This window comes from Chryseobacterium sp. NFX27, assembly GCF_049887855.1.
Classification (GTDB): domain Bacteria; phylum Bacteroidota; class Bacteroidia; order Flavobacteriales; family Weeksellaceae; genus Chryseobacterium.
In genome coordinates, this window is sequence record NZ_JAGEKK010000009.1 from 50,983 (window position 1) to 69,744 (window position 18,762).

At 37.7% G+C, this 18,762-nt stretch carries 20 protein-coding genes; 9 read left to right on the top strand and 11 right to left on the bottom strand.

Annotated features, from left to right (window positions below):
• The first annotated feature begins 27 nt into the window (after window positions 1-27).
• The 3 genes from J4Q03_RS11880 (at window position 28) to J4Q03_RS11890 (ending at window position 3,363) form a co-directional block, all read left to right on the top strand.
• Window positions 28-930: a TssN family type VI secretion system protein gene (locus J4Q03_RS11880; protein WP_426048386.1), complete on the top strand. Its 903-nt coding sequence runs from the start codon at window positions 28-30 to the stop codon at window positions 928-930.
• A gap of 26 nt (window positions 931-956) precedes the next feature.
• The gene (locus tag J4Q03_RS11885) at window positions 957-2,096 is read left to right on the top strand and encodes a hypothetical protein (protein WP_426048387.1); all 1,140 of its coding nucleotides are present in this window, start codon (window positions 957-959) and stop codon (window positions 2,094-2,096) included.
• A gap of 100 nt (window positions 2,097-2,196) precedes the next feature.
• The gene (locus tag J4Q03_RS11890) at window positions 2,197-3,363 is read left to right on the top strand and encodes an aminotransferase class V-fold PLP-dependent enzyme (RefSeq protein WP_426048388.1); all 1,167 of its coding nucleotides are present in this window, start codon (window positions 2,197-2,199) and stop codon (window positions 3,361-3,363) included.
• Window positions 3,364-3,401: 38 nt separating this feature from the next.
• Here the strand turns inward: J4Q03_RS11890 and J4Q03_RS11895 are convergent, their stop codons facing one another.
• Complete coding sequence (locus J4Q03_RS11895; protein WP_426048389.1) at window positions 3,402-4,055, bottom strand: metal-dependent transcriptional regulator; 654 nt, start codon at window positions 4,053-4,055, stop codon at window positions 3,402-3,404.
• A gap of 85 nt (window positions 4,056-4,140) precedes the next feature.
• On the opposite strand from J4Q03_RS11895, the gene J4Q03_RS11900 reads away from it, so the two are divergent.
• Window positions 4,141-5,172 carry a threonine aldolase family protein gene (locus J4Q03_RS11900; RefSeq protein WP_426048390.1) on the top strand — a complete coding sequence of 344 codons (1,032 nt, stop codon included), beginning with the start codon at window positions 4,141-4,143 and terminating at the stop codon, window positions 5,170-5,172.
• An 81-nt stretch (window positions 5,173-5,253) separates the two neighbouring features.
• Here the strand turns inward: J4Q03_RS11900 and J4Q03_RS11905 are convergent, their stop codons facing one another.
• The 7 genes from J4Q03_RS11905 to J4Q03_RS11935 form a co-directional block, all read right to left on the bottom strand.
• Window positions 5,254-5,754: a hypothetical protein gene (locus J4Q03_RS11905; RefSeq protein WP_426048391.1), complete on the bottom strand. Its 501-nt coding sequence runs from the start codon at window positions 5,752-5,754 to the stop codon at window positions 5,254-5,256.
• Window positions 5,755-5,925: 171 nt separating this feature from the next.
• The gene (locus J4Q03_RS11910) at window positions 5,926-6,483 is read right to left on the bottom strand and encodes a DUF4256 domain-containing protein (RefSeq protein WP_426048392.1); all 558 of its coding nucleotides are present in this window, start codon (window positions 6,481-6,483) and stop codon (window positions 5,926-5,928) included.
• A gap of 39 nt (window positions 6,484-6,522) precedes the next feature.
• Window positions 6,523-6,933, bottom strand: coding sequence for a DoxX family protein (locus J4Q03_RS11915; RefSeq protein ID WP_426048393.1), 411 nt, complete (start codon window positions 6,931-6,933; stop codon window positions 6,523-6,525).
• 17 nt (window positions 6,934-6,950) lie between these two features.
• Window positions 6,951-7,529 (bottom strand): YdeI/OmpD-associated family protein, encoded by a 579-nt coding sequence (locus tag J4Q03_RS11920; protein WP_426048394.1) that lies wholly within the window; start codon window positions 7,527-7,529, stop codon window positions 6,951-6,953.
• 199 nt (window positions 7,530-7,728) lie between these two features.
• The gene (locus tag J4Q03_RS11925) at window positions 7,729-8,187 is read right to left on the bottom strand and encodes an SRPBCC domain-containing protein (protein ID WP_426048395.1); all 459 of its coding nucleotides are present in this window, start codon (window positions 8,185-8,187) and stop codon (window positions 7,729-7,731) included.
• 106 nt (window positions 8,188-8,293) lie between these two features.
• The gene (locus J4Q03_RS11930; protein ID WP_426048396.1) at window positions 8,294-8,623 is read right to left on the bottom strand and encodes an ArsR/SmtB family transcription factor; all 330 of its coding nucleotides are present in this window, start codon (window positions 8,621-8,623) and stop codon (window positions 8,294-8,296) included.
• Window positions 8,624-8,876: 253 nt separating this feature from the next.
• The gene (locus J4Q03_RS11935; protein ID WP_426048397.1) at window positions 8,877-9,272 is read right to left on the bottom strand and encodes a VOC family protein; all 396 of its coding nucleotides are present in this window, start codon (window positions 9,270-9,272) and stop codon (window positions 8,877-8,879) included.
• Between the two features lie 135 nt (window positions 9,273-9,407).
• Here J4Q03_RS11935 and J4Q03_RS11940 point away from each other — a divergent pair, with 135 nt between their 5' ends.
• The 3 genes from J4Q03_RS11940 to J4Q03_RS11950 all read left to right on the top strand — a co-directional run bounded on the left by J4Q03_RS11940 (window position 9,408) and on the right by J4Q03_RS11950 (window position 13,111).
• Entirely contained in the window at window positions 9,408-9,566 is a 159-nt protein-coding gene (locus J4Q03_RS11940) for a hypothetical protein (RefSeq protein WP_426048398.1), read from the top strand.
• Window positions 9,567-10,568: 1,002 nt separating this feature from the next.
• The gene (locus tag J4Q03_RS11945; RefSeq protein WP_426048399.1) at window positions 10,569-12,587 is read left to right on the top strand and encodes an IgGFc-binding protein; all 2,019 of its coding nucleotides are present in this window, start codon (window positions 10,569-10,571) and stop codon (window positions 12,585-12,587) included.
• A gap of 2 nt (window positions 12,588-12,589) precedes the next feature.
• A complete protein-coding gene (locus tag J4Q03_RS11950; RefSeq protein ID WP_426048400.1) occupies window positions 12,590-13,111 on the top strand; it encodes a hypothetical protein in 522 nt (173 codons plus the stop codon).
• A 153-nt stretch (window positions 13,112-13,264) separates the two neighbouring features.
• On the opposite strand, the gene J4Q03_RS11955 is transcribed toward J4Q03_RS11950, so the two are convergent.
• From J4Q03_RS11955 to J4Q03_RS11965, 3 genes are all read right to left on the bottom strand, one after another.
• Window positions 13,265-13,714 (bottom strand): GNAT family N-acetyltransferase, encoded by a 450-nt coding sequence (locus tag J4Q03_RS11955; protein WP_426048401.1) that lies wholly within the window; start codon window positions 13,712-13,714, stop codon window positions 13,265-13,267.
• 256 nt (window positions 13,715-13,970) lie between these two features.
• Window positions 13,971-14,447, bottom strand: a complete 477-nt coding sequence (locus J4Q03_RS11960) for a hypothetical protein (protein WP_426048402.1) — start codon at window positions 14,445-14,447, stop codon at window positions 13,971-13,973.
• Between the two features lie 172 nt (window positions 14,448-14,619).
• Window positions 14,620-14,790: a hypothetical protein gene (locus J4Q03_RS11965; RefSeq protein WP_426048527.1), complete on the bottom strand. Its 171-nt coding sequence runs from the start codon at window positions 14,788-14,790 to the stop codon at window positions 14,620-14,622.
• Window positions 14,791-14,990: 200 nt separating this feature from the next.
• On the opposite strand from J4Q03_RS11965, the gene J4Q03_RS11970 reads away from it, so the two are divergent.
• Together J4Q03_RS11970 and J4Q03_RS11975 are read left to right on the top strand one after the other, a co-directional pair.
• Complete coding sequence (locus J4Q03_RS11970; protein WP_426048403.1) at window positions 14,991-17,858, top strand: AsmA-like C-terminal region-containing protein; 2,868 nt, start codon at window positions 14,991-14,993, stop codon at window positions 17,856-17,858.
• Window positions 17,859-17,976: 118 nt separating this feature from the next.
• A complete protein-coding gene (locus J4Q03_RS11975; RefSeq protein WP_426048404.1) occupies window positions 17,977-18,762 on the top strand; it encodes an XRE family transcriptional regulator in 786 nt (261 codons plus the stop codon).

Sequence of the window (18,762 nt, forward strand, 5' to 3'; positions counted from 1 at the left end):
ACAAAGTATAAATTTGAAAAGAAACTAATGGAAATTTCTTCAGTAAAAGGTATTTTTTTAAGGTATATTCTAATGCCTTTAATCGCGGTGATTTTGATGATCATTCTGGGTATTATCAGAAGAAACAAACCTGCGATCAAAATTAAAGTAATTATTATATATGTTCTTCTGTGCAGCTTATGTCTGGCACTGCCGGGGATTTTTGGTTTTGCAGGAAACCTTTTTAATCCTTACTGGTACCTTATTGCACAGGTTATTTACCTTATTTTTGGTATTATTCATGTTAATTTACTGCATAAATACTTCAGAAAGCATATTGATTCCTTAGCAATGAGTATTTTGTTTGAATCTATACTTTCATTAACGTGCATTGCTTTTGGAGGATATTTATTTACACTGATCTTTAACTGGATCAGTAAAGGGGCAGGCTATTCCGTAATGGCTGCTACAAGTATGCTGATCTTTGTTGTTCCTATGGTATTTTATTACTGTTACGTTCAGTTTATAAGCATTCCTTTTGATATCTATAAAACATGGAGATATTCTCCTGACCAGAAGCTTCCGGACTTTGAAGGAGCCGATTTTGACAGATTAATGGTATTAAACGTTGAACTGAGCAAGAACCTTGAAGATTCAAACAGATTCAGGATCAAAGCCAAAACACTGCCTACCGGAGTTACTTTCGGAGACTGGTTCTACAGGGTAGTTGACGACTATAATCATAAGAATCCAAATTCCATCATTCATCTTTCGGATACAGAAAAAGAGCCTTATTACTGGATTTTTTACACCAAAAAATCGTTTTTCAGCTTTAGAAAGTATATTGATTTCGACCAGGATATCTCTACAAACAACATTTCAGAAAATGAAGTGGTGATCTGCAAAAGAGTTATCCAGCATGAGGAAGAAGGAGTATTGAAAAAATCATAATCACAGAAAATTTAAAAGTATTAACTATGATACAGCCTATTAAGCATTTTGCGATCAATTGGGTAGATGGGATGAAAGTTTCCCAGAGACACCTTAATGATCAGGATAATTTTTTAATTGACACGATAAGAGATTCCAGCTCGCTGGGAATCACCACATATAATTATGGGCTTTTGCCTATTTCCAATGAATTTACGGACAAAACAATATTTGATGTTCATAATACCGCTACCAATGACGTACAGCTTGTTATTAAAAGATGCAGCGCTGTTACCATGGCCGGTTACCGTATTGATTTGAGTGACAGGAGAGTAAGTGTGAAATCACTGGCGAAATCTATGAGTGAGGAGCAGGCAGACGGCGATTACTACATCCTGATCTCTGTGAATCCTTTTGATAAGGTGCCATTTGGAGATATTGACCCGGAGGAAATTCCGCCCCGCCATCCCAATGCACAGCCGAATCATCACATTGAACTTCTTCCAGTCACTTCACTGAACAGCAGTTATTCCGGAGGAAACTATCTTATTATCGGAAAAGTAGATTTAAAAGCAAATATAGCACAGGTAGATTCCAATTTTATTCCGCCATGTACTTCTATCCAGAGCCATCCGGCTTTGATAGATTACTACAGCAGCTATGCAAAATCAATAGGAAATCTTCAGCAGTATGCTTTTAAGATCATTCAGAAAGCATCTCACAAAAACCAGAATACGGCATTGGCACAGAACGTTAAATTTTTGTGTACAACCATGGTGAATACCTTTGGAGATATGTATTTCCAGTTCAGAAACATTATTCCGTGGCAGCCGCCTGTATTTTTGATCGAATCATTTGCAAAATTGGCTCTTCATCTTTACAATTCAACGCAGCTTCTGGTTCCTGCAGAACTGGAAGAAATGCTGAACTACAGCCTGGAGTGGAGCGAAATTGCTCCGCATACCTTACTGAATCAGCTTTCTATCGTAGCAGAAACCAATTATGACCACCATAATTGTGGAGAACCATTATTGTATATTCAGCAGATGTTACGCAGCCTGGAAATTATTTTCTCTAAATTAAGCGAGCTAGACTATATCGGCCAGCGAAAAGAAAATATCATTGTTAACGAACAGGAAGTTTCTTCAAATACCAACCCGAAAAGAGGCTGGAGTGTTTTAGATTAATTAAAATGATTAAAAATATAAATCCCGGACTTAAATTTTCGGGATTTTTTTATGTTTAAATATTGAAAGGTGTAAAACATAATCAATTCCAAAATAAAATATGGATCTAAATATCATAAGAAAAGATACGGCTGGCTGTGCAGATAAAATATATTTAAACAGTGCGGGAGGATCATTGATGACAGAAATTGTGGTTAAAACCATGACCGATTATATTTTCTTAGAACAGCAGCATGGTGCTTATGGCGCAGCTGACAGGAATGCGGAAAGACTTGGCCTGTTTTATACAGAAGCAGCCAGACTCATCAACACCGAGCCTGATAATATTGCTTTTACGGTCAGCTCTACCGATGCTTATGCTAAAGCTTTGTCCAGTATTGAATTCAAAGACGGGGATTGTATTATTACAACGAATGATGATTATATCTCGAATCAGATGGCTTTCTTTTCACTGCAGAAAAAACGGGGCGTTAAGCTGATCAGGATGAAAAATCTTTCCGATCATGAGCTGGATCTGGAAGACCTTGAACATCTAATCAGAAAATACCATCCGAAACTCATTGCCGTTACTCATATTCCGACCAATTCCGGGCTGATTCAGAATGTGGGAGGAGTAGGTAAGCTCTGCCGGCAGTACGATGTATTGTACCTGGTTGATGCCTGCCAGTCCGTTGGACAGTTAGTTGTAGATGTTGAAAAGATAGGATGTGATTTTCTGACTGCTACGGGGCGGAAATTTATGCGAGGGCCCAGAGGAACAGGGTTTTTATATGTTTCCGACAGGGTTTTAGAAAAAAATATGGCTCCATTATTTTTGGATATGGCAGGTGCAGCATGGACGGAGTTTGATGATTATCAGCTGCTTACAACGGCAAAAAGATTCGAGCACTGGGAGACTTCTATCAGCTCGCTTTTAGGATTTACAGAAGCTTTACAGTATGCCAACGGAATTGGTCTGCAGAATATTGAGAACTATAATAAAAAGTTGGCGGAAAACCTGAGAGTTGGCCTCCATAATAAAGGTTTTCGGGTATTGGATCAGGGCAAAAACTTATGCAGCATTGTTACTTTTTGTGCCCAAGACGGCAATATTGAAAATATTTATAAAACTCTGAAAGAGAATAATGTGTATTTTTCAGTAAGCAACAAAAGCAATGCATTGATAGATTTTACATTGAAAGACCTGGATAGGGCTATTCGTCTGTCGCCGCATTATTTTAATACTTCTGATGAGATTGAAACTGTGGTAAGAATGCTGGAATATTAGAATCTGGTGGCTTCGGGAGCCTCAGCCACCATACTGTCTTATTTCTTTACCAGTATTATTTCTGTGGCTTTTCTACTGAGAACTTCTTTAGAATTTCCAATCTCTATGGTCATGGATTTATCAAAATCCTCAATTTTAACGATCTTGATCTTGGTATTCAGGAGCAGTTTTCTTTCATTTAAATAGCTTAAAAAACCATCATCTGAAAGCGTAACTGAAGCAAATATTACGGTTTCTCCCACGGTGCAGGCGCTTAATTTTTGCAGATCCTGTGCAATAATGTTTCCGTCTTTATCCGGAATAGGTTCTCCATGAGGATCAAACTTAGGATGATCCAGAATTTCGTCCATTTTATCGAAAAAGATTTGTGAATGAACGTGTTCCAGCTGCTCTGCAATCTCGTGAACATTTTCCCAGCCGAAGTTCATCTTTTTTACCAGAAACATTTCGGTAAGCCTGTGTTTGCGGACTACCAGTGCAGCTTCCCTTTTTCCGTTTTCTGTGACGACCAGCGGTTTATATGTTTCATAGACCACCCATTTTTTGTCGGCAAACTTCTTCATCATGTTATTGACGCTCGGCATTTTTACGTTTAAAAACTTGCTGAGTTCATTGATTGTCACTTTCCCTTCATGGTCAACTAAATGAAACAAAGCCTTCAGATAATTTTCTTCTGTTAATGTTGTTCTCAAAATGTTAGATGATTTTCTACACAAATCTAACAAAATATTATGTAAAATCGGGTCTTGTTATTTTAACTTTTTTTAATTTTACTCTATGAAATTTTCTTTTAAAAACGATTATTCCGAGGGATGTCACCCGAATATTCTACAAGCACTTTTAAAATCTAACTTTGAGCAGCAGGCCGGATACGGTGAAGATGAGTATTCTCTGCAGGCAAAAAAGCTGATCAGAGAAAAAATTAATAATCAGGATTCAGAGGTTTATCTGGTTTCCGGAGGAACGCAGGCAAACCTGATTGTAATTTCTTCAATTCTAAGGCCATACCAATGTGCAATATCTGCAGCGCCGGGCCATATTCTGAATAATGAAACAGGAGCTATTGAAGCCACAGGCCATAAAGTTTTGAGCATTGATACAGCGGACGGGAAACTTAGGCCTTCAGACATTATTCCGGTTCTGGAGAGCCACAGCAATATTCCGCATCAGGTTATGCCAAAATTGGTGTATATATCAAATTCTACGGAACTGGGAACTATTTATCTGGCCGAAGAGCTGGAAGAGCTTTCGGATTTTTGCCGTCAGAACGGGCTGTATCTGTTTATGGATGGCGCTAGGCTAGGACATGGCCTTACTGCTGAGATCAGTGATCTTACCCTGGAAAGGGTAGCGGAACTGACGGATATTTTTTATCTGGGCGGAACAAAAAACGGGGCACTGATAGGAGAGGCCATTGTTATTAATAATAAGGTTCTACAGCCGGATTTTGCATTCAATATCAAGCAGAAAGGAGCACTGCTGGCCAAAGGACGTCTTCTGGGGATCCAGTTTATGGAACTGATGAAAGATGATCTGTATTTTGATCTGGCGAGACATGCCAACCAGCAGGCGATGAAGATTAAAAATGCCCTTAAGGAAAAGGGAGTGGAGTTTCTTGCTGATACCTATACGAATCAGATATTCCCTGTCATCAGTAATGATCTTATTAAAATTCTGTCAGAACATTTTGAATTTTTTGTCTGGAAAAAAGTTGATGAAAACTTTTCTGCCATTCGCCTTATTACTTCCTGGAATACAGGTGATGAAGCGGTAGAACGTTTTATAGATATTATTAAAAAAGAACTTTAGCAAAATAAAAAGGTGGCTCTGAAATTCTCAGCCACCTTTTTCAATATTGAAAAATAATTATTGCTATATCTTATTTTTATCTTATTTTAAAGCTTTTGAAACTACTTTGCAGTCAGCAGTTTCCAGCTTTTGCCCGTCTTTATAGCTAATTTTTTTCTCGTCAGCATACTTAGACTGTCCGTCTTCCTCTTTATGATCCCCGATCCCTTCTGTTAAAGTATTGTCTTTCTGAATAAAGAAAATATCTCTTTTGCTTTTTGACCCTTCAGACTGAAACTCATAGGTTAGCTTCAGGGTGTCTCCTGATTTAAAACCGGTTACATCTCCTTTAGAACTGTCTTTTTCATGGTTTTTATAAGCTAATTTCCCGGTGATGGTCCCCAGGTTATCATCAATAGAGGCAAAAACACTGTCTTTTCCTGTAACACCGATATAGCAGAATGATTTTGGTCCGAGTGTATCTACCACAGGCTCAATGACAGCTGCTGTATCAGTTTCAGTTTTTGGAGCCGGTGTTTCTGTTTTTTTATTGCAATTCATCAAAAAAAACGATAATGACCCCAGTAAGATTAATTTTTTCATACCTAATGTTGTTATTTTAAATTCAAATTTCAATGTACTAAATTAGTAATAGTATTTAAATATGAAAGAAAATTAATTATAAATATTAGTGTTTTATCTGTTGTTGATTAAAAATTTAAACCATTAATAAGGAATTTAAAGAATAAAGTAAGATTAGTTGTTCTGACTTTTTTAAACTTTTAAAACTCCTCTAAAGCCTCTTGCTGCATAATAAGAATCGGCTCCGTTATGATACATAAAAACCGTATTATAGCGTCGGTCGCAGAAAATGGCTCCGCCCAGTTCCCGGATATTTCCCGGAGTTTTTACCCAGCTGGAAGTTTTCAGGTCAAACTTTCCGAGTTCCTGCAGTTGTCTGTATTGCTCTTCTGTTAATAATTCAATGCCCATTTCAGCCGCTTTATCAATAACGTTGCTTTCGGGTTTGTTGGCTTTTCTGGATTCCCAGGCCTGGTAATCGTAGCACAGGCTTCTGCGTTTCGGACTTTCAGGGGAACAGTCGAAAAAGATATATTCGTCTGTTTTTTTGTCGTAGGCTACCACATCGGGTTCTCCTTCCGTTTCTTCCATTTCGTTCAGTGACCAGAGTTTTTCCGGGGCTGCTTCCAGTTTCTGCTGAATCTTTTCCCAACTCAGATCTTTATGACGGTTCATGTTCTTCTCAAAACGGTTTTTCAGTACCTTTAAAAGCGCTGCGCTCTGTTCGGCTGTCAGTTTCTTTTTACTCATATCAGTTTTTGTGTATGTTTGGTTTTTAAATAATAGTTTCTACTGTCCATTTAGATTAACCCCTGCGATTTTCCTGTCTGAAGGTCTGAAATACCATGAAATAATAACTAAAACCAGCAATAAAAGAGCCGGAAAAGTTCTTCCAAAAGTATCCCCCACAATGATATGGGAACTCAGTGCTCCGGACATTACAAAGAAAAATCCGGCATAGGCCCATTCTTTAAGCAGAGGACGTTTGGGGATCAGTACAGCAACAACGCCAAGGAGTTTCCACACTCCGATTATCATCATCAGGTAAGCGGGATAGCCAAGATTGGTAAAGTTCCTGAGCTCATCTTCATTTTTCATAAGCTGTACAATGGCTGTAGATACCATTCCCAATGCCATCCAGATCGTGAAGATCCAGTAGATGATCCTGTTTCTTTTTTGAGATTTGTTCTGTGTTTCCATAAAATAGTTTTTTAATGTTAATCGTTTAATCCTATTCCGTCCATTATTTGTGGGATGCATTTTTCAATACGGGCTTCACGGGTTTTGGCCTGTTTGGCAGAGGAAAAGTGGAGCAGGTAGGCTCTTTGTCTTCCCGGAGTCAGTGCCTTGAAAGCTTCCTGTAAAGCCGGGTTCTGATCCAGTTTATTCCGAAATTCTTCGGCCATTTCAAACTCTTTTGTTTTCTTCATTTCCACCTTAGCACCAGATTCTTCAATTTCCACTGCTTCAAACATATAGCTCCGGAGAACCTGCTCCAGACCACTGATCTGTGCTGCCTCCGTAAAACGGATCTGTCTTGCCGCCTGTACGTTTTTAGACTGCTGGATCAAAAGATGATCGGGGTCTTTCATCAAAGCACCTTTAAAGAATAGCAAGGCACAGTATTCTTTAAAACCATGGATCAGGAAAATATTTTTCCCTTCGTAGGTATAGCAGGGACAGCCCCATTTTAAATCTTCTGTAAGCTCTGTGCTGAGGGCAATGGTTCTTAATTTTTCAAATTCTTCCTGCCATTGGCCGGCATTCTCGAAGAAAAAATTAACTTTTGGATTCATGTGTTTTGGGTTTCTTGGGTTTGAGGGTATTAGAGTGGGAGAGTACTAGTGTTCAAGGTTTAAGGTTTAAAGTTCAATGTTGTTGTCCATTCACTGATAATTGATGATTCGCCTGCAAAGCAAAATTCACTATTGGCATTGAGGTTCACAATTATCCTGGCGTTCATTGTCTCTCCATTTCTTAGTCTATTATCTCATCTTATTTTAACAACTCCTGCAAACGGTTGTGAGCCATATTAAGTCCCTGTGCGAAAGGCAGTTTCAGCATCTGGTCTCGGAAATCAACAGATTTATAAATGGTATGGATGGTAATTTTGCTGGTACTGTCTGTGAGCTTTTCAAATTCTAAAAATTCGATCTGAACAGGAAATGGCGTATTTTCCATCTGGAAAGTTCTTGTGATCTTTTGGTCAGGAACAAATTCATGGATGGTTCCGTTGGCACTAAAAACTACATCGCCCTGTGGATTTGACGTTTCGAAACGGTAACTTCCGTGTTGCTTATTTTCAAATTTGGTTACTTTGGTTCCCATCCATTGCTCGAAAAGTTCAGCTTCCGTATAGGCTTTGAAAAGCAGTTCCACAGGAAGATCGAATTCCCTGATGATGAATATTTCCTGCTTGCCGTCTTCGGCGTGAATTTTTGTTTTTAATTCCATGATTTTGAAGGTTTGAGTTAGAGGGTTTGAGAGTATTAGAGTGGGAGAGTTTTCTTGAGTGGAGGTTTGCGTGTTTCTAGAGTATAAAATGATTACTCACTGCCTGTTACTTGTTATTCATGTTTTGGAAGGCTTTCATCACAGTTTCCAGCTTATTGAATTTTTCGTCCCACATCTGGCGGAAAGGTTCTATAAAATCGGCTATTTCTTTCATTTTATTGGGATTAAGGTGATAGATAATTTCACGGCCGTTCTGTTCAGATCTCAGCAGTTCGCATTCGGTAAGGATCTGAAGGTGTTTGGAAACGGTAGGTCTGGCGGTATCGAAATTGGAAGCGATAGCACCGGCGGTCATAGACTGTGCAGCCACCAGCATCAGAATAGATCTTCTGGTAGGGTCGGCTATCGCCTGGAATACATCTCTTCTTAAATTCATTGTGTAGCTATTTGACTACAAATTTAAATGAAGTTATTTGACTACGCAAGTTTTTATAGGAAAATTTTACAGCAAAAGGATAAATCTGCGAGAGGTATAAAATTATTGTATCCTTACCTATAAGAAAGAGAAACTATGTGATAAGTAAATCTCACTGAGTTTTAATTTCCCGCAGATTTTAGGATCAAGCAGATTAGGAATGATAAAAATCTGCAATATCTGCCAAATCTGCGAGAGATATTACTTATTATCCTTACATATGGAATACATTAAATTTATGTCCATCAGGATCTGCGAAGACAAAACCATAATAATGATCTCCAAAGCTTTCAGGTTCCGAAACAATGCTACCATCGGCTTTCACGACTTCCTGTGCCCACAGATCTGCCTGTTCTATGCTTTCTGCTGACAGGGTGAATATAATTTCATTGGGACTCTGTGCGTCGCTGAATTGTACATTTTTTACATTGGCTTCCAGTATTTCTTTAAGGAAAAAGTGGATAATAAATTCATTTTCACCGAAAAAAAAGCTGACCAGTTCATTAGATGAATTAGGATTATTAGGCTTGAATCCGAGTTCTGTATAGAATTTTTGGGTACGCTCAAGGTTGGTTACTCCAAGATTGGCCCAGATCATTTTGGGCTTCATATTATTTTTATTTTATGTTAGAATAAAGGTATTGGTTTTTATTGCTACTGAAATTGTCATGTGACAAGAATTTATATTGATGATCTATTTAACATAATATTTTGATGGAAATAAGTCAACCAGCAAATGAAGTGAGTGGAATGGTATAAAATCAATGATTCAGGGGCAAAATACAGAGATGGTGAATGCTGGAAAAATTTTATCGAAAACGGACAGAGCATTAATTTCTTCATCATCTTCATGAGCGGTCGTACGGCCATTATTTTTTCAGAGGCTGAATTTTATGCCGTATAGACAAGCTCAGCAGATCTGGAAAAATTTAAACGGCTTATGGAAGAAATAAAATCTAAAAGTGTACAGCAATACGATGAAGTTTGCTTTAACGAATGGACAGGTTGATGAATTAGAAACGTTCCAGAATCCGCTATAGGATATTAGGCAGGGAAAATTTGAAAATAACGGAATCTGAAGAGGTTATACTTCTATTTCATTGAAATACTATTTGTCCTATAATTTATATTATGTTAAATTGTATATGAATTCACTTTTTTATGCTAACCCATAATCCCTCCAATTTTGAAGTTCTTTATGTGGAAGAAATCTGCTTTAAGATTTTCCATTTATTCATTAAATTAAACTGCATTCTTATTTTAATTCATAATGTACAATCGATTGAATATATTATTTATTTATTAATAATGACAGAATATTATCATTCATGTAATAAATTATATTTATAATATTTATATTTGCAAACTGCTAATAAGTACTGTACTACGCCATGAAAATGAAAATTATTTATTACTTTATCTATAACACTTCCCTTTTTCAGGTTAAGATAAATACCCGCCGGCTATTGCTGATTCTGCCACAAATCGTACCTATGTTACGTTATTCATTGTTGGCAGTTTACCGCAAACACCTTTCTTTTAATCAAATTTAAATCTGATTGTGTAAGATGATGATCCAATAAGACAAACATTGTTTTGTATTATATATAATCTCATGCACAAGAATTATTGTAATAATACCTGAAATGCAGAAATGAGAATAGATTCTAATAACACAAAATGAAACTATAAAATATGCATAATCCCTCCTATTGTATGTTAACGAAAATCCTTTTTTGGACCAAAGTCTGCATTTCCAGGTTTTTACTGATGAAATTATTTGGTAATATAAAGCTTAAAATAGACTGCTTCCATCCTAAGCTCTAAAATTTAAGAAAAAATATCAATTATATACAATTATAAAAATCATACAATGCGTAAATTTTATTTTTTGATTGTGCTTCTTATGTCACAGTTATTTTATTCCCAGCTGGACAATACGCACTATCTACAGCCTATCATCTTTGGAGCTTATGGCTCAACGGCAGCTACTATTACGGAAGAATATATTTATTTGTCGACCCCGTCAACAAGTAATATATCAGTAACGGTAAGAATGGCCGACGGAACAACCATTCCCCGGCTGTCCGTTTACAATATTAATGCGGCAACGACCACTATTGTAACCAACGGCGTGGTAACATTTGCTAATACAACTCCCGTGAGGCTATCCGTTATCAATGCCTCAAACGTGGTTTTAGCACCCGGAACATCACCCATGACCCGGCCTACAACCAATGCAGGAACTATAATCCCGGCCAACGTTGGTGGGATGATCTTCCAGTCTACAGCTGACTTTTTCGTTAATTACAGGGGTGCTGATGCTTCCCAGGCAGGATCTTCTCTTACCAAAGGACAAGTGGCCCTGGGGAAAAATTTCTTTTGGGGCGGAACTCCGAATGAATTTACCACTTCAATCCCTGAAGTCGGAAATATGGTTTCCATTATGGCTACAGAAAATAATACGGTAGTCACCATTAATAATATTGATGCAGGAACCCAATTCATCAATGGAGCCAGCGCAACCCCGTTAACAGGTACTACTTTTACAAGAACACTGCAAAAAGGACAGTCTTTTATACTCTATGCTAAAGTAAAATTGAATGCATTCAGCTTGCAGGACAGAGGCTGGCTGGGAGCTAAAATAACAGCGGACAAAAATATCGCGGTGACAGTTGGAGGGCTAATGCAGCAAGGAAGTATAGAAACAGGAACCGTATCAGACAGCCGGGATTTTGCAGTGGATCAACTGGTGCCCGTAGAACAGCTCGGGAACGAATATGTTATAATGCAGGGAAATGGCGGAACATATGAAAGAGTGGTCGTGATCGCTACAGAAGCCAATACAACAGTGAGCGTCAACGGAAGCGCTACTCCCAACTATACTTTAGCCAATATCGGAGATTACGTGGTTGTACCGGGCAGTTCATTTACCAATAAGAATATGTATCTGAAAACCAATAAAGCGGTTTATGTTTTTCATAAAATTTTCGGAGGCTCTTCTTTGGCAACGAACAGTTTTATGTTTATACCCCCTCTGTCATGTTTCGGGCAGACATCAGTAAACATGATTCCGGATGCTAAACAAATAGGAGCAACGGTATATCCCAATACAGAACTTGCCGTACTTGCAGCAAGCGGAACCGCCAACGCACCTGTTGTATCGGTAGGTGGAGTCTCTCTTGCGGCTATTGTTGCAGCAGGAACCGCTGTACCGGGAAATCCTAACTGGAGAAGCTATAGATATGATATTGCCAATGCTTCAGGAGGAACCGCAACTATTAAAAATGTAAGAGTGAGCTCAGCAGGAACAATACAGGCAGAAATAATCGGAGCAAGCGGAAATGCCGGATTTGGAGGATATTATTCAGGTTTCGGAACCGCACCGATTGTTACCATTAATGTAGCCAATAGTCCTACCACAAGACCTTGTACGGGTACTACAGGAAGCTCAACCTTGTCATTATCTGTAACTCCCGGATTAGGTGCTTACCAGTGGTATAAGAATGGTGTTGTCATTTCAGGAGCAACTACCAGTAACTATTCTATTCCAATCACTGATAGTTCTGCAGCGGAATACAATGTAGTGGTAACTCCACCCGGAGGCTGTCTTATTTATTCCAATGTTGTTAAATCTTATGCCTGCCCATGTTACAAACCTGGCGTAACAGGAACTCCGGAAATCACGAAAATCGGAATTTCTACAAGAGCTTCCAAAAGCACAATAAATTTCCCTGCGGATGTTAACAACGGATTTATTGCTTTAGAATCTAATGATAAAGGATTGGTCATCACAAGAGTAACGGATCCGGAAATTTCAATTACCAATCCTGTCGACGGAATGATGGTTTTCGACACAGACGACGTCTGTCTGAAAATCTATGACGGAACAAAATGGAGCTGTATTAACCAAACATGTAATTAATTATGAACTTCAATATAAAAACACTCACTATATCTCTTTTCATATCGGCTTTTGCAAACGCCCAGGTTGGATTTGAAAAAGAATCTGTCGACGGAAGTGGTTTGGTAGATTTTCCTTCCGGAACTACGAAAGGAATTATTCTTCCTCAAGTAAGCGACAATGCAAGCATGACCAATGTAGCTGAAGGAACATTTGTTTTTGACGGAACCACTTCCAAAGTAAAATATTACAACGGAACCGCATGGGTAGAGCTTACAGGACAGGCCGGTACTTCGAAAACATTACTGGCAGGAGCCGAAAACAACCAATCTAAAGGGCTGGTTATCGGAGCCGCCGATTCACCTGCAGAAAAAGGAGTTTTAATTCTGGAATCTCAAGACAAAGCACTTATTTTACCGAAAGTAATCAACCCCGCAGTCAACGTACAATCGCCAAGCGCAGGGATGATGTGCTATGACCCGGTTGCAAAACTGGTTTGCTTTTATAACGGAACCAGCTGGGCATTTTGGGGGAATATTGAGTAATGTAATTCATTCCAACTAAGCCCGCAAAAACATAAAAGCCTTCAAATTATTTTTTGAAGGCTTTTTGTTGGTCTTTATTTACTAAAATTCTTTTTTAATAAAGTTCAAAGATTTATTTTCCATTCCTTTATTAAAACCATTGTTATACTTTTCTTATACTTCGATTTGATAAATTCTTGATTTTTCCTCCCAAGGGTGATAACCTTCTCCTATATATTCAAATCCATATTTTTCATAATAACCTATATGGTCAGTACATAAATTTAAATACCTAAATCCGAAAGCTTTCGTATCATTTTTAGCCTTTTCTATGAGTAATGCACCATAAGCATTTCCTCGATATTTTTCTTCAACATATATTGCACAGATCCAGGGATACAAATCCATTCTACTTATAAAGTCGTTTGTAATTAATCCTGCACACCCAATTATCTTTCCCTCTTTTTCTAATAAATACCATTGTGGTAAAGACTGTGTAGCATTAATACTGTTCGAGATACAATCTTCATAAATAACAGGCGAAATTTCAGACCAGCTGTCCTGAAAATATTTTATTGCTTTTTCTTTGTATTCCGGATTTTGTCTTACTGAAATTATCTTCATTATTTTTTTATTTACATTCGTTTTTAAAAATAGCATATAATTCCGAAGCTTTAAAGTTACGGCCTCGGAGACCGTTTTTGATTATTTTTCTATTTTTTTTAGATTGGTAATGCGTAGCCAACGTAAAATCACCATGCGAAGTATGATGTGCTGTGATCCGGTTGCAAAGCTGTTAAGATCATAAAAAAAATAAAAGCCTTCAAAACAATTTGAAGACTTTTTGAAAGAAATATTTTCAAAGTTTACAGTGATAGCTTTAATTATTTCTTATAAATTTAATTGTTATATTATAACCCGTTCCAGTCGCTGGATTTAACATATCAAAGAAGATATTTCCACCGGAATCATAAAAAGAGTATGTTGGCAGGCCAACATTGGCAGCATTCGCTAAAAATGAAGTTATAATAGGTGTAAATTCAGTCAGACTGACTCCGGTAGCAACAATAATTGGGGTATCTGTAATGATATAGTTTGATAGAATTACATTGGGAGGTGTTGACTTTGCAACCCTATTAGTGTAACCTAAATTTCCATTAACATCAGCTACAACATTTCTGGTATAGGTGGTATTTGCAGTAGCATCTACTAGTGACCGGACTCTAGTCCCTCCGTTGACATCAAAAGTTGTAGAAGGCGTAGTGGTATTTATACCTACTAATCCATTTTGAGAATAACCAGCAATAGATCCTAATATTGCCATTGTTGTAAAAAAAATATTCATAAAATTTTTCATCTCTATAAATTTTAAATTTTATGTAAATTTAATTATTTCCAACTTTTATTAGCGTAATGTGGTATGTGAAATCAATAAATACAGGTAATTGCTGTGAAATTATCACTTAATAGATCGTTTTTTAGTAGAAATACGAAACCTCCCAATTGAATTGAGAGGTTTTAAATTGTTGTTATTTATAACGTCCTGGTGCGTAATGTTTTGCTGATTTAGCACCGGTTACTTTTTTAACCTGTCCCGGTGGAAGGCCATGATTTCCATTAGGTTTTAATCTGGGAGCACAAGAAGCTACAAATAATACAACTAATACAGTTGCTCCAATACTTTTAATTATTTTCATCACACTTTTTAAAATAAATTATGTAAAAACTGTGCCAATTTAATTAAAATATAAAATAAACTCACAATAGCTAAAAAAAGCATAAATCTGTAAACTATTGAAATGGCTTAATTTTAGATGGTCAATTACTAATTTATTGTTATCAGTTTATAACGGTAATCAATCAAAATTATGGAGCTATGGAAAGGTTTAAAAAAATAATTTTGAAAATTCTAAAATGGACAGGAATTTCAATAGCTGCCATTTTGTTTTTGATGTTTATTATTCCCATACTGTTTCCGGGAACAATTTCTCAGCAGGTAAAAATATTTGCCAACAAGCATCTTGCGGGAAAACTTGATTATAAAAAGACCCATCTTACTTTTTTCCGGCACTTCCCTTCCCTTACGGTTTCAGTGGATAATCTCGTTTTACAGGGGTCAAAGCCTTTTCAAAATGACACCTTACTGACGGCAAAAGAGGTTGCTGTAGGAATTAATCTTAAAAATCTGATTTTCAACCGGCAAGTAAAAATTGATGAAATATATGTAACCGATGCCAACGCCCATGTTTTTGTGAACAGTAAAGGTGAGGCAAACTACAATGTATACATTTCCAAACCTTCCGAAAAGCCTAAAGATACTACCGAAACAGGAGCATCCATAAAGCTGGATCTGATTAAATTCAGAAACTGGAATATCAAATATAGTGATCATTCTGCAAGGGTTCTGGTTGACGCCAAAGGCCTGAACTATACCGGAAAAGGCGGTCTGAGCGAAGATATTTTCGATCTTGAGACTAATCTTGATATTGATAAAGTGGATTTTAGCCTGAACAGGATCTATTATGCCAGACAAAAAACCCTGCATGCTGACCTGATTACAAGAATTAATACCAATGCTTTAACCTTTGTCCTCAAGAAAAATGAATTAAGAATTAATGATCTTCCCTTAAAATTTATTGGTTTTATCAGCATTCTCAGGGATGGGTACCATATGGATATCAATGCTGCTTCGGAAAAAACAACGATCCGGGAAATGATCTCCGTATTGCCGCCACAATATCTCGATTGGGCGAAAGATACCCAAATTGAAGGAAACAGTGATCTGTATTTTCATATAAAAGGAAGATTCAGCGAGCCTAGAAACATCAAACCCAGAGTCAAAGTACGTCTTTTGGTGAAAAACGGTTTTGTTGCCAACGGAAAAGCACCCGTACCGATGAATAACCTGAATATGGATCTGAATATAGATCTGCCGTCATTAGATACCAACCAGCTTGCTGTAGATTTAAAAAAGCTGACCTTTGATCTCGGTCCGAACAATAAGTTCCGTGCTTACGTAAAAACAAAGGGCCTTAATGAAATGCAGGTAAATGCCGATATAAAAGGTGTGGTAGACCTTCAGACGCTTGATCAGGCTTTAGGCTTGAAAGACATTGATATCCGCGGACTGATGGATACCAATATCAAGGCCAATGGTATGTTTAGCCTTGACAGAAAACTGTTCCCGAAAACCGACGGCTATCTCCATCTCAGAAACGGCCTGGTGAAAACAAAATACTACCCCAATCCTATTCAGAATATCAGTTTGATAGCCAATATTGTCAATACAGACGGTACTTTCAGAAGCCTTGGTGTGAAAATGGATCCTTTCAGCTTTGATTTTGAGGGAAACCCTGTTTTCGTGAATGCTGGTTTGCGGGATTTTGAAGACCTGCTGTATAAAGTGCGGGCAAAAGGAGTTCTGAACGTCGGAAGAATCTATAAAGTTTTTGCGAAAAAAGGATTTGATGTCAGTGGACTTATTATGGCAGATCTTTCGCTCAATGGCCGGCAAAGCTATGCCACAACAGGTCAGTACAGTAAACTCGACAACAAAGGAACACTGATTTTAAAGAATATTAAAGCGACTACAGAATACCTTCCAAAATCATTTTTTATCAGAGAAGGAAACTTCCGGTTTGAGAATGAAAAAATGTGGTTCAACAAGTTCTTGGCCACCTATGGAAAATCTGATTTTGCATTAAACGGCTATCTTTTGAATACCATCAACTATTTTATTGAAAGAAAAGGAACCCTTCACGGAAAGTTTGGTTTAAACTCCAGTTATATCCTGATTGATGAGTTTATGGCGCTTAAAAACGGAGATAATACCGATAAATCCATAGAAGTAGAATATGCAAAAGTAGAAAACCCGGAAAGCAGCGGCGTGGTCATTATTCCGAAAAACCTGGATGTTTCCCTGGAAGCCAATGTAAAAAAAGTTGAATTCAAAGGATTGGCGTTTCATCATCTTAAAGGGAATGCTTCGGTGAATACAGGCCAGATTTATCTTAAAAATACCTCATTCGACATCATTGGAAGCCGTATGAATATTGATGCCCGTTACCAGGATGAATCTCCCCTGACTGCTAATTATGATCTCGCTCTTAAAGTCCAGGATTTTGATGTTCAGCGTGCCTATAAAGAAATTGAGATGGTCCGTGAAATGGCTACAGCTGCTAAAAATGTTAAAGGTATCGTGTCTCTGGACTATAAATTGAAAGGTGATTTTGATAAAAATATGAAACCTATTTATCCGTCACTGGAAGGCGGTGGAATTGTTAATCTCCGTGATGTAGAGGTGAAAAATTTAAAAATGCTTTCCGCTGTTGGTGATAATATCGGAGCACGGGCTTTTGATAATCCTGATATGAAAGGAGTTAATATTGAATCTCATATCAAAAACAACCTGATCCATGTGGATCCGTTTACATTCAAAGTTTCCGTGCTGAGACCTACCATAAGCGGAACAACAAGCTTTAATGGATTACTGGACCTGAGAATAAGAGTTGGGCTGCCGCCGGGAGGATGGATTGGTTTTCCTATCGTTGTGACCGGAACCCATGCCCAGCCGAAAATTAAGATCTTCAGTAAAACAGGCCAGGGAATTATTGATGCCCTGTATAATAAAAAATCCAATAAAGTGATTCGTGAAGAAAGACGTGCCGAGAAAAAGACAAAACGCCAGCAGAGGAAGGAAAAACAAGCTCAGGAACAAAAAGCTAAAAATGCGGAAAAGCAGATCAACACTGATCTTAAGGAAAAATAACTGAGGAAGAACCTACCGAAAAAAAACAAGCTGATTTCATGTGTTTTACAGGTTTTGTACTGTAAAACAGGAGCTTTTCTAATCGGAATTTGTATTTTTGTTGATATATTTTGTATCAATGTCAATTTTTTCAAATAATATTCGCTTTTTAAGAGATAAAAGAGAACTCTCCCAGCAATCCGTAGCCAATGAATTAAGCATTTCCCGTGTACGGTATTCCAAATATGAAAACGGAGTTTCGGAACCGCCTATTGAGCTTCTTATAAAAATATCCAAATATTTTCACGTCAGTATTGATCTTCTGGTGTCCGTAGATATCCGTAAATATCCGGTTGAAGACATGCTCAAACTTCCGGACAACAGAATTGTCCTGCCGGTAGCTGTAGACGATCTGGGAAATGACACCATTGAAATTATTCCGCAGAAAGCGTCCATGGGTTATCTTGAAGGCTATAGTGATGTAGGCTATATTGAAAGCCTGCAGAGAATTGCCCTCCCCTTCCTGACTAATGGTAAATACAGGGCTTTTCCGGCAGATGGAGATTCTATGCCGCCCTTTAGAAACGGATCCTATATCGTAGGGAAATACGTAGAGGGAATTGATGAGCTGAAACCGGGAAAAACCTATGTTTTTATCACCTTAAATGACGGAATTACCTACAAACGTTTCAAAGAAAAAAAAGGAAACAACATCTGTGTAAGTGCCGATAATTCATTCTATGAACCTTATGATATTCCTTTTGAAGAAATTGTAGAGATCTGGCAGTATGCATCAGGAATTTTTCCCGAAGACTTTGAGCCCGATGATTATGATAATTATAACTTTAAAGAAATGTTCCGGGAACTGAAGCAGGATATCAGACAACTGGATAAAAAAGTTTCCGGACGCCGCAAGTCCAAATAA

Excerpts from the sequence above, each read along its gene's own strand:
- J4Q03_RS11925 (WP_426048395.1), bottom strand. The coding sequence starts at position 8,187 with ATGGAATTAAAAACAAAAATTCACGCCGAAGACGGCAAGCAGGAAATA.
- J4Q03_RS11900 (WP_426048390.1), top strand. The coding sequence starts at position 4,141 with ATGAAATTTTCTTTTAAAAACGATTATTCCGAGGGATGTCACCCGAAT.
- J4Q03_RS11920 (WP_426048394.1), bottom strand. The coding sequence starts at position 7,529 with ATGAATCCAAAAGTTAATTTTTTCTTCGAGAATGCCGGCCAATGGCAG.
- J4Q03_RS11880 (WP_426048386.1), top strand. The coding sequence starts at position 28 with ATGGAAATTTCTTCAGTAAAAGGTATTTTTTTAAGGTATATTCTAATG.
- J4Q03_RS11890 (WP_426048388.1), top strand. The coding sequence starts at position 2,197 with ATGGATCTAAATATCATAAGAAAAGATACGGCTGGCTGTGCAGATAAA.
- J4Q03_RS11955 (WP_426048401.1), bottom strand. The coding sequence starts at position 13,714 with ATGAAGATAATTTCAGTAAGACAAAATCCGGAATACAAAGAAAAAGCA.
- J4Q03_RS11935 (WP_426048397.1), bottom strand. The coding sequence starts at position 9,272 with ATGAAGCCCAAAATGATCTGGGCCAATCTTGGAGTAACCAACCTTGAG.
- J4Q03_RS11910 (WP_426048392.1), bottom strand. The coding sequence starts at position 6,483 with ATGAGTAAAAAGAAACTGACAGCCGAACAGAGCGCAGCGCTTTTAAAG.
- J4Q03_RS11960 (WP_426048402.1), bottom strand. The coding sequence starts at position 14,447 with ATGAAAAATTTTATGAATATTTTTTTTACAACAATGGCAATATTAGGA.
- J4Q03_RS11945 (WP_426048399.1), top strand. The coding sequence starts at position 10,569 with ATGTCACAGTTATTTTATTCCCAGCTGGACAATACGCACTATCTACAG.
- J4Q03_RS11950 (WP_426048400.1), top strand. The coding sequence starts at position 12,590 with ATGAACTTCAATATAAAAACACTCACTATATCTCTTTTCATATCGGCT.
- J4Q03_RS11885 (WP_426048387.1), top strand. The coding sequence starts at position 957 with ATGATACAGCCTATTAAGCATTTTGCGATCAATTGGGTAGATGGGATG.
- J4Q03_RS11975 (WP_426048404.1), top strand. The coding sequence starts at position 17,977 with ATGTCAATTTTTTCAAATAATATTCGCTTTTTAAGAGATAAAAGAGAA.
- J4Q03_RS11930 (WP_426048396.1), bottom strand. The coding sequence starts at position 8,623 with ATGAATTTAAGAAGAGATGTATTCCAGGCGATAGCCGACCCTACCAGA.
- J4Q03_RS11915 (WP_426048393.1), bottom strand. The coding sequence starts at position 6,933 with ATGGAAACACAGAACAAATCTCAAAAAAGAAACAGGATCATCTACTGG.
- J4Q03_RS11905 (WP_426048391.1), bottom strand. The coding sequence starts at position 5,754 with ATGAAAAAATTAATCTTACTGGGGTCATTATCGTTTTTTTTGATGAAT.